Origin of the sequence: Chamaesiphon sp. VAR_69_metabat_338, assembly GCF_031423935.1 — a bacterium.
In the GTDB taxonomy this organism is placed as follows: domain Bacteria; phylum Cyanobacteriota; class Cyanobacteriia; order Cyanobacteriales; family Chamaesiphonaceae; genus Chamaesiphon.
The window spans coordinates 1-7,929 of the sequence record NZ_JANPGM010000394.1; the positions used below are offsets into that span (position 1 = coordinate 1).

General features: G+C 47.9%; 9 protein-coding genes. 1 reads left to right on the forward strand and 8 read right to left on the reverse strand.

Going from position 1 to position 7,929, the window contains the following annotated elements:
* From RMO84_RS11025 to accD, 4 genes are all read right to left on the reverse strand, one after another.
* Nucleotides 1–866 (reverse strand): DNA double-strand break repair nuclease NurA (locus RMO84_RS11025; protein ID WP_310488511.1); only part of this gene is annotated, 866 nt, incomplete at its 3' end.
* Nucleotides 867–1,096: 230 nt separating this feature from the next.
* Entirely contained in the window at nucleotides 1,097–1,429 is a 333-nt protein-coding gene (gene petJ, locus RMO84_RS11030) for a cytochrome c6 PetJ (RefSeq protein WP_310488512.1), read from the reverse strand.
* Between the two features lie 233 nt (nucleotides 1,430–1,662).
* On the reverse strand, nucleotides 1,663–2,154 hold the full coding sequence (gene psbV / locus RMO84_RS11035; protein WP_310488513.1) for a photosystem II cytochrome c-550: 492 nt from the start codon (nucleotides 2,152–2,154) through the stop codon (nucleotides 1,663–1,665).
* Between the two features lie 297 nt (nucleotides 2,155–2,451).
* Nucleotides 2,452–3,327, reverse strand: coding sequence for an acetyl-CoA carboxylase, carboxyltransferase subunit beta (gene accD, locus RMO84_RS11040; RefSeq protein WP_310488514.1), 876 nt, complete (start codon nucleotides 3,325–3,327; stop codon nucleotides 2,452–2,454).
* Nucleotides 3,328–3,588: 261 nt separating this feature from the next.
* Between accD and RMO84_RS11045 the strand changes: the two genes are divergently transcribed.
* Nucleotides 3,589–5,283: a serine/threonine-protein kinase gene (locus RMO84_RS11045; protein WP_310488515.1), complete on the forward strand. Its 1,695-nt coding sequence runs from the start codon at nucleotides 3,589–3,591 to the stop codon at nucleotides 5,281–5,283.
* A gap of 85 nt (nucleotides 5,284–5,368) precedes the next feature.
* Here the strand turns inward: RMO84_RS11045 and RMO84_RS11050 are convergent, their stop codons facing one another.
* The 4 genes from RMO84_RS11050 to RMO84_RS11065 all read right to left on the reverse strand — a co-directional run bounded on the left by RMO84_RS11050 (nucleotide 5,369) and on the right by RMO84_RS11065 (nucleotide 7,663).
* Entirely contained in the window at nucleotides 5,369–5,824 is a 456-nt protein-coding gene (locus tag RMO84_RS11050) for a hypothetical protein (protein ID WP_310488516.1), read from the reverse strand.
* A gap of 164 nt (nucleotides 5,825–5,988) precedes the next feature.
* On the reverse strand, nucleotides 5,989–6,354 hold the full coding sequence (locus RMO84_RS11055) for a hypothetical protein (protein WP_310488517.1): 366 nt from the start codon (nucleotides 6,352–6,354) through the stop codon (nucleotides 5,989–5,991).
* 268 nt (nucleotides 6,355–6,622) lie between these two features.
* Entirely contained in the window at nucleotides 6,623–7,099 is a 477-nt protein-coding gene (locus RMO84_RS11060; protein ID WP_310488518.1) for a hypothetical protein, read from the reverse strand.
* A gap of 252 nt (nucleotides 7,100–7,351) precedes the next feature.
* Nucleotides 7,352–7,663 carry a hypothetical protein gene (locus RMO84_RS11065; RefSeq protein WP_310488519.1) on the reverse strand — a complete coding sequence of 104 codons (312 nt, stop codon included), beginning with the start codon at nucleotides 7,661–7,663 and terminating at the stop codon, nucleotides 7,352–7,354.
* Nucleotides 7,664–7,929 lie beyond the last annotated feature (266 nt).

The following is a 7,929-nucleotide window of genomic DNA, read 5'->3' on the forward strand; positions in this document are numbered from 1 at the left end:
AGCTGCGTGTTCCACAAGGTGGTATCGCGTACCCCTTCAAACTGTTGGCAGGGCAATTTGGTAGCATCGGCACAATGAGTCGGACAATCTGGCACATCGTGAGGGCAAGTTAACAGCCGGAGCAGATTGAGATTGTCGATACTCCGCGACGAACTCAGATAACCAACGATCGGAATCCCCGCAACTCGCAACTCTTCCCAAGCCGCTAAAATCGGATTGAGGATTTGCTCGCGCGCATCGGTCGGCAATTGTTCGAGAAACCAGTAGACTAACGAGCCATCCACCATCGCTAAGGTGGGGATACGCGGCTTTGTGGCGGTCGCAATTGAATCCAACTCATTATCAAAGCCAAACGGAGGTGCGACCCAGTTACAGCCCAATTCGGCCAGGACTGTTGCTTCGGATACCGCGCGACGATAGCCCAACCATTCTTCGGTGCTAATCCCCCACTGACGAGAGATATATAGATCGGACTGCTGATAAAAAACTTCGGGAATACTGTCGAGCAATGGGTGCAAATTTTGCCCATAATGAATCATCACTCTACCGACATTAATCAGGTAGCAATAGGCAATTTCATGATGACTGGGGGCAATCTGCGAACCGTCGGTAGCGAGTACCGTTTGTTGAGCTGGTGGCGCGGCAATATCGATGCGGGTGTCGAGCGGTTCGACGGGGATGGATGTATTAAAAAATAGCCGATTGCTCCACTGCTGCTGGATCTGCGCTAGTTCGACTTGGCGATCGATCGCCTGCTGGAAAGATGTCGTTGCTAGTTGTAATCGTTGCTGGTTGGCGGTATTCTCTCGAACTAAATGCTGACCGATCCCTGGTAATTGCTTGGCAACTTTGTTGATATCTAGCATTAGCGAGGTGTGAGGGTTTAGGTGTTAGGTTTTGGAGTTGACGCCGACTGCTGTCGCCTTTTCCCCTGGCTACCTGCCTGCAAATAACAAATGGCTGGTAACTACCGACTGGCGATAGAGAATAACTTATCACATAAGCAATTTCTCGATCGAAGTTCGACAATTACCAGCCACAATTAGTTGGTGAGATCGGACTAGTCAAATCTAGCCATGAATCACCAAACCAGAAACTACCAACCTTTTTCAGATTGAGCTAATACATAAGTCGCGACATCTTGGATTTGAGCGGCACTGAGTCTGCCCCCAAAAGCCGGCATGGCATTTTTACCATTCGTTACTTGAGTAGTAATTGCAGCCACCGAGTTCATGCCGTATTCTGCCAAAGCTTCTTTTTTGAGATTCTTGTTGGCCATGATCACATTGTTACCGCCAGCATGACAAGCCGCGCAATTAGCACTAAAGATTTTGGCTCCATTAGCCACTTCCGCAGCCGCAGCCGGAGAGGTGAAGGCGATCGAGCAGAGTGCAAATACTAGGGTAAAAATCGAAATCAGCTTTTTCAAAACGGTTCTCCTGTCTAATCTAAAATTAAGAAATCTAAACTATCAACAGATTATTGTAACCAAGATGCCTGGGTAGTGAGTAGTAAAAGTACCTATCTGTATCGAAACTTTAACAATTCGGGTATCGCTCTTGACAGTAGCGATCGCCAAACTACCCATTTCCGGACTCGATCGATGAGTGCAACCGCTGTCGTATGGCAATCTGGCTCGATCGAGGTTCGGGCAATTAGTGACTATCTAACTGTTTTACCACCACCCCATTGCTCGCCCATGATTTTGGGTTGCATCAGGATATGTCCGGCGATCGCATACATGTCATTCTCAGAGAGGTTTTTCATCTCCGTGAAAATATCCGCACTTTCCATACTGGGGTGTAATTCCGCGATCGGCGTTTCACCATCGTAAGTAGTCGGATGATGCATATAGTCCACCAAAGCCACGATATTGTCGCGCGAGGGGGTCGCTCCAGATAAATCTACCGGACTCAAACCTACGTTAAAATCGGTTTTGGTGACGCCACCAGCGTGACATTGGGCGCAAGTTGAGGCAAACAGTTGTCTGCCTTGGTTGACTTGTTTGAGATTGAGGGTGACGGTTTCACCCTGGGGATTTAATTTGACTGTACGGGTTGCAGCATCGAGTTCGATGGCATTAGCACTGGTAACTAAGGTTTGGAATGCAAACAATATGGTTGCCACAGCCAGCAACAGGAATCGCTTGAACATGGTTCTCCCTCGAAAAGATAACTTTAAATTAGATGATAATTACACAACACAGCTAAACTCAAGACCAAAGCCACAGCTATCTTATATTACCCATATCATCTCATTATCTCGGCTCAGAGTTCTGTGTTTTTACTCATAAAGTAAAGAAAAATTTACAATTAGGGGATAGGGGATAGGGGATAGGGATTAGGGGGGTTAGGGGTTAGGGAGTAACAAATGTAGTAGGGACGCAAGCGTCTCCACTGCGGCAGCTTTATTGCCTCATAGCTTAATTCCCTATTCCCTAATCCCTAACCCCTAATCCCTAACCTGATGCAACCTAATCAACTGCGCCACAGTCTGCTTGAGCTGAGTGCGGGGGACAATTTTGTCGATGAAGCCCTTATTGAAATAGTATTCCGAGGTCTGAAAGTCGTCGGGCAGTTTTTCGCGGAGGGTTTGTTCGATTACGCGTCTGCCGGCAAAGGCGATCGTGGCTTTGGGTTCGGCAAGAATGATATCGCCGAGCATAGCGAAGCTGGCGATGACGCCGCCGGTAGTGGGATTGGTAAGGATCGGCAAATAGAGCAAGCGGGCTTCGCGGTGCCGTTCGAGGGCACCAGAGATTTTCGCCATTTGCATCAGACTGAGCATCCCTTCTTGCATGCGGGCACCGCCCGACGCACAGACGATCGATACAGTCATCCGATGGGCAGTGGCATACTCGATCGCGCGAGTCAGCTTTTCGCCGACGACAGAACCCATACTGCCCGCCATAAATTGGAAGTCCATCACGCCTAACGCCAGCGGCAAGCCGTCAATTTTGCCCACACCAGTGAGGGCGGCATCGATCGCACCAGTTTTGTGCTGAAAATCCCGCAATCTGTCGCTATAAGCTTTGACGTCTCTAAATTTCAGCGGATCGGTAGGGTAGAGATTTTCGTCCAGTGGCGTCCAAGTATCGGCATCGATGAGTTGGTCGATCCGTTCGCGCCCAGATACGCGCTTATGATGGCTGCACTCAAGGCAGACCATTTGATTGGCCGTTAATTCTTTGGTATAGGCGATCGCGTTACATTTTTCGCATTTCGTCCACAATCCATCCGCAATTTCGCGCTCCTGTTGCTGCTGGATGCTGGGACTAGTTCGCTGACGATCGGCAAACCAATCAAAAAGGGACTGAATTTGAGGCATATAGTGGCGATCGATTAAATAGCGATCGATGAAATTATGCAGACCGATCGTGAGTCTATTATCTCGTGTTTGGGGTCAATTTTCGATCGGATTTGCCATCGATCGGTACTAGCGATGAATTGGCAGTTGCCATCAGATCTAGCAGTTGGATCGTTTGACGGCTGGTGTAAATATTAACATGACAACTTTCACCCCCTGGATCTTGCTGAACTTGTAGGCATTTGAGACGATCTAGTCTAGCGTTAAGCTAAAATTCATCTTGTGCCTCCTCATCGATACGCCACCATGAGCTATTGCCTCAACCCCAATTGTCCTGCGCCCCAAAATCAGCATGAGGAAAAAATTTGCAAAGGTTGTCGCAGCCAATTACTTTTGAAAGGTCGCTATCGAGCGGTGAGCTTTCTCGATAGTGGTGGAATGAGCCGCAACTTTTTGGCAGTCGATACCGATATGCCCGCAGAAAAACGCTGTGTCATCAAGCAGTTTTTCCCAGCACCGCAAGTATTGGACGATCCCGAGGCTTTTGAAAAATCGATCGAATTATTTCAACGGGAAGGGGCGCAGTTAGATCGATTGGGGGCTGAGTCCAGTCGCATTCCCAAATTGTTTGCCTATTTAGAACAAGAGCGACGATTTTATCTGATTCAAGAGTTTATTGACGGCCAAAATTTACTTAAGGAATTGGAAGAACATGGCGCGTATTCCCCAGCAAAAATTCGTCACTTATTAGACGATCTGTTACCCATTCTCAAATTCGTCCACGATCGCGGCACGATCCATCGGGATATTAAGCCGGAAAATATCATGCGGCGCAAGAATGGCGAGCTGGTGGTAATTGACTTTGGCATGTCCAAACATCTCAATAGTACGGTAATGTCGCGGGGCACCACTGGCGGGACGATGGGCTACGCGCCACCCGAACAGATTCGGGCGGGAGTTGCCTATCCAGCTAGCGATATCTACGCGCTAGGGGCAACCTGCATCCATCTGTTGACGGATATCAATCCCGATCGACTGTACGATTTCATGGGCAATAAGTGGACTTGGCGACAAGAACTCGCCAAGCAAGAACGACAGATCGACGAACAACTCGCTACCGCAATCGATCGAATGGTGATGAATGAAGTCCAAGATCGCCATCAATCGATTACTTGCATCGTCGAGGCATTAGCAGCTCCGCCGGTGAATAATTGGCGATTGAAAGCGATCGTCGGTTCTGTCATCGCTACAGTCGCGACAACTGGCATGGTGGCTTATGCCCATCAAGAACACATTGCCTGTCAACTCGGCGCATACAATCGGATCTGTCCGCTGCCAATTGCTAAGATCGAACCCAAAATCGAGCCACAGTCGCCCCAAAAAATCGGCGATGTCCTCTATTATCCCTATCTCAAAGCTACCGATAGTCGCGGCAAATCAGCCGAGATTAATATGGCAGTTTTGAGCGATCGTTATGAATGGCAATTGGCTTCCGATAGTCAAGTCAAAATCAAGGGGACAACAGCATCTTTGCCAATTGCTGTGCTCAAACAAGAATTGGAAAAACAGGGGATCTTTAAAATCATGAACAATCCCAACCGGATTGTCGCCCTTGGTACTGCTTCTTGTGAGGGCAGTGCCGTTGAAGAAGAATTACGTGCTTTCAATCGCGCTAAAACAATTCAAGATAAACTGGTCAAGCAATTATTTCAAGTCAAAGAATATCCAGTGCTCAATCTCGGCCAATTTAAACGGGATAATTGTCAGCTCAAAGCACAGGGCAACTCGCTACAACGCCGACTAGTAATTGTCGGAATGCGCAAGGAATCTGCCGGTTTAGAAGTTAAGGAAGCCCTCTATGAACGCTTGGCTAAAACAATTAAAGATTTGAATCTTAATGATTATTCTCAGGGCACTGTAGACAAGTTTGAGTTAAAAACTAGTACTGAGATCGAGGCAAACTCGCTGATTAAGTAACAAAAAAGTGAGCGGGGCTTAGCCGATCTCGAAAGCGTATCAACATAGCAGGAGAATGAGGCACTACATTGATTTATGTCCTAAATTAGCGCGAACCAAGATGAGCAGCTAAATCACCTTTGATGACGATGCACCCACAGACGATCGCCATCACAATCATGCCAAATAAAAAGATCGCATTTGCAATATTTCCAATTTTGCGGACATTGCGATCGCCTTGGGTCATCACTCTGACGACCCAGTATGACAGCAGATAAGCAGTGAGAAACACAAAAGAATCGATCGCCAGTAAGTCATCGATATTAGTGCCGCCATCTTTAAGCTCTTGGTCTACATTGAGAATAGATACTCCTGTCAAACAGACACCCAGCATGGCCACAGATATTTCCGAAACATGTAAGTAAATATCGCGATCGAACATCCGCTGGTAAAAAGCATCCAGACCAGACTCTTGTGCTATGGACATGTCACCGCGATCGCCATCGTTGTCTTTGGCAGCGGCATTCAGCGCACTCATAATTCTTCGACTAGCTTTTTTCATGGCTGCGCTCGCATCGATAATAATCAGATCTTACTTGAAAGGAGACGATCGCAGGCGATCGTCTCCTTATTTAGCTGGGCATAAATTACAAATAGCCGTCGAGCGTTAAACTAGGGGCACAAGATCGAGCCGTCCTCTGACTTAACATCGATTTGGCAACCTGCTTAGTGAGGGGGACGGAATTCTGGGCGGGGTTCACCGCGAAATTCAACTTGGACGCCACGCGGTTCGCCCCGAAATTCGCCGCCACCCCGATAAAACCCCTCGCGCTCGCGCTGACGGGAGAAAAATTCACGACGGCGTTCTGCTTCGCGCTCGCGTTCGATTTGCCATTGACGGCGACGATCGAATTCTTCACGATGATATGGCACTGGTGGCGGCGCACCGAATCTAATAAATACTTGGGCGTGGAGATCTCTAGCTGGTTGTTGAAGATTTGGCTGGTTACTAATGCCAGTAGCAGCTTGAGCTGTCGGCACGATCGAGATTACTGATAGCAATCCGATGGCTAATGCTGTGAATTTGGACATGGGTAAATTTTGCTTGAATGACGATGAAGATAAATGATGCCAATTTAACCTTAACTCGATCGTCCGCAGGGGTCATCGTACTAAGGTAATGCTTTTGGAAGTAAATCTACCGATCGAACTATATCTTTAGTCATGGTGACGCGCTAAAGCTCTGCCCGATCGCACAATTGCGCGATCGGGCAGAGCTTTGGCGGATCGCAAGATTCAGAAAACTAGCTTCAGCCTTGACTGAAAGAGTGACAATTACGCTTGGGGATGGCGCGCGCCACTAGAACCGGAAGCCAGCACCGACAGCGATTCCAGTACCTTGACCCCGATCGTTGCTTAAAGGTACGATAATCGAGCCTTTTAAGCGGATGCTTTCGCTCAGATCTAAGTCTGCACCACCAACCAAGCTGACTGTGGTGACACTATTCCCGCCCGTATTGACATCTACAGAGCCACCTACGAAAGGGGTAATCAGCAGGCTGCTATCGTTATTTCGGAGTGCGATATCGTAAGTCAACGCCGTTCCAAAGTCAGTACCGTTGTTGGGAAAATAAACAAACGGACGCAAAGAGATATTATCGCTGAGACTGAATTTGGAATCGATCCCGATCGCCGATTGACCGTTACCAAATAATACCGACGGCCCGATCGAGTTTTGACGTACTACTGGTACACTTTGCGCATTAGCAGGGGCGGACATACCGACAGTTGCCATCGAAGACAGTAGTGCAAAAAAGGCAATGATTTGCTTTTTCATGGTGAGTGCTTGACTTGTAAATTGTTGAGATAGGTTGAAGTAGTAGATTGGTTTTTGCACCGAAATTTGAAGCTATTGGCGCGGTTGCGAATTCAACTTCTATACTTATAAGTTAACTATTTAGATCGGCTTAACTATCCGTCGATAGTTAGAGATCTCACTAGTCTACTTATAGATATCTAGTAATAAAGGTGAGATCCAGATCGGCCATTTCTAACCGATTAAAATTGTGGCGAATCGAGCGCGATCGATCTAGCGGTCGCGGCGATAGCCATCAACCGGATAAGAACGATCGCGGCGTTCGTCATATCGATAGCGACGGCGATCGGCTTCGCGTCTTCGTTCTAAATCGCGCCGTTGCTGTAAGATACTCCCCCGCGAATAACCCCGATCGCGATTGTAGCGGCGATCGCGATCGGGGTTATTCAAAATAACTTGGGAGTGAAGATTGGCAGTCGCTGTCTCGATCGAGACAGGCGGGGAACTCGGACTCATTGCCTCAGACTTGGGGGCGATCGCTACGATCGTCAATATACCAATTGCAAATGCGGTGATTTTTAACACGATTAAATGCTCTTTACTAGTTAAAAAATTAGCTTCTTAACTAGCGTAAGTAACTCTAGAGAGCGATGTATCGCACAAATGGAATAGATCGATAAATTCGACGATTCAAGCAGAGGCTACGCGAACTTATCGATCGTTGTCCCTAGTAACGATTGGGGTAGTATTCGCCCCGGTGGTAGTCGCGACGATCGTTATCGCGATCGCGGTGGTAAAAACCTCGGTAGCGGCGGCGTTCGGCTTCGCGTTCGCGCTGGATCTCGATCTCG

Coding starts and splice junctions, on each gene's coding strand:
- psbV (WP_310488513.1), bottom strand. CDS start 2,154: ATGTTCAAGCGATTCCTGTTGCTGGCTGTGGCAACCATATTGTTTGCA.
- accD (WP_310488514.1), bottom strand. CDS start 3,327: ATGCCTCAAATTCAGTCCCTTTTTGATTGGTTTGCCGATCGTCAGCGA.
- RMO84_RS11050 (WP_310488516.1), bottom strand. CDS start 5,824: ATGAAAAAAGCTAGTCGAAGAATTATGAGTGCGCTGAATGCCGCTGCC.
- RMO84_RS11055 (WP_310488517.1), bottom strand. CDS start 6,354: ATGTCCAAATTCACAGCATTAGCCATCGGATTGCTATCAGTAATCTCG.
- RMO84_RS11060 (WP_310488518.1), bottom strand. CDS start 7,099: ATGAAAAAGCAAATCATTGCCTTTTTTGCACTACTGTCTTCGATGGCA.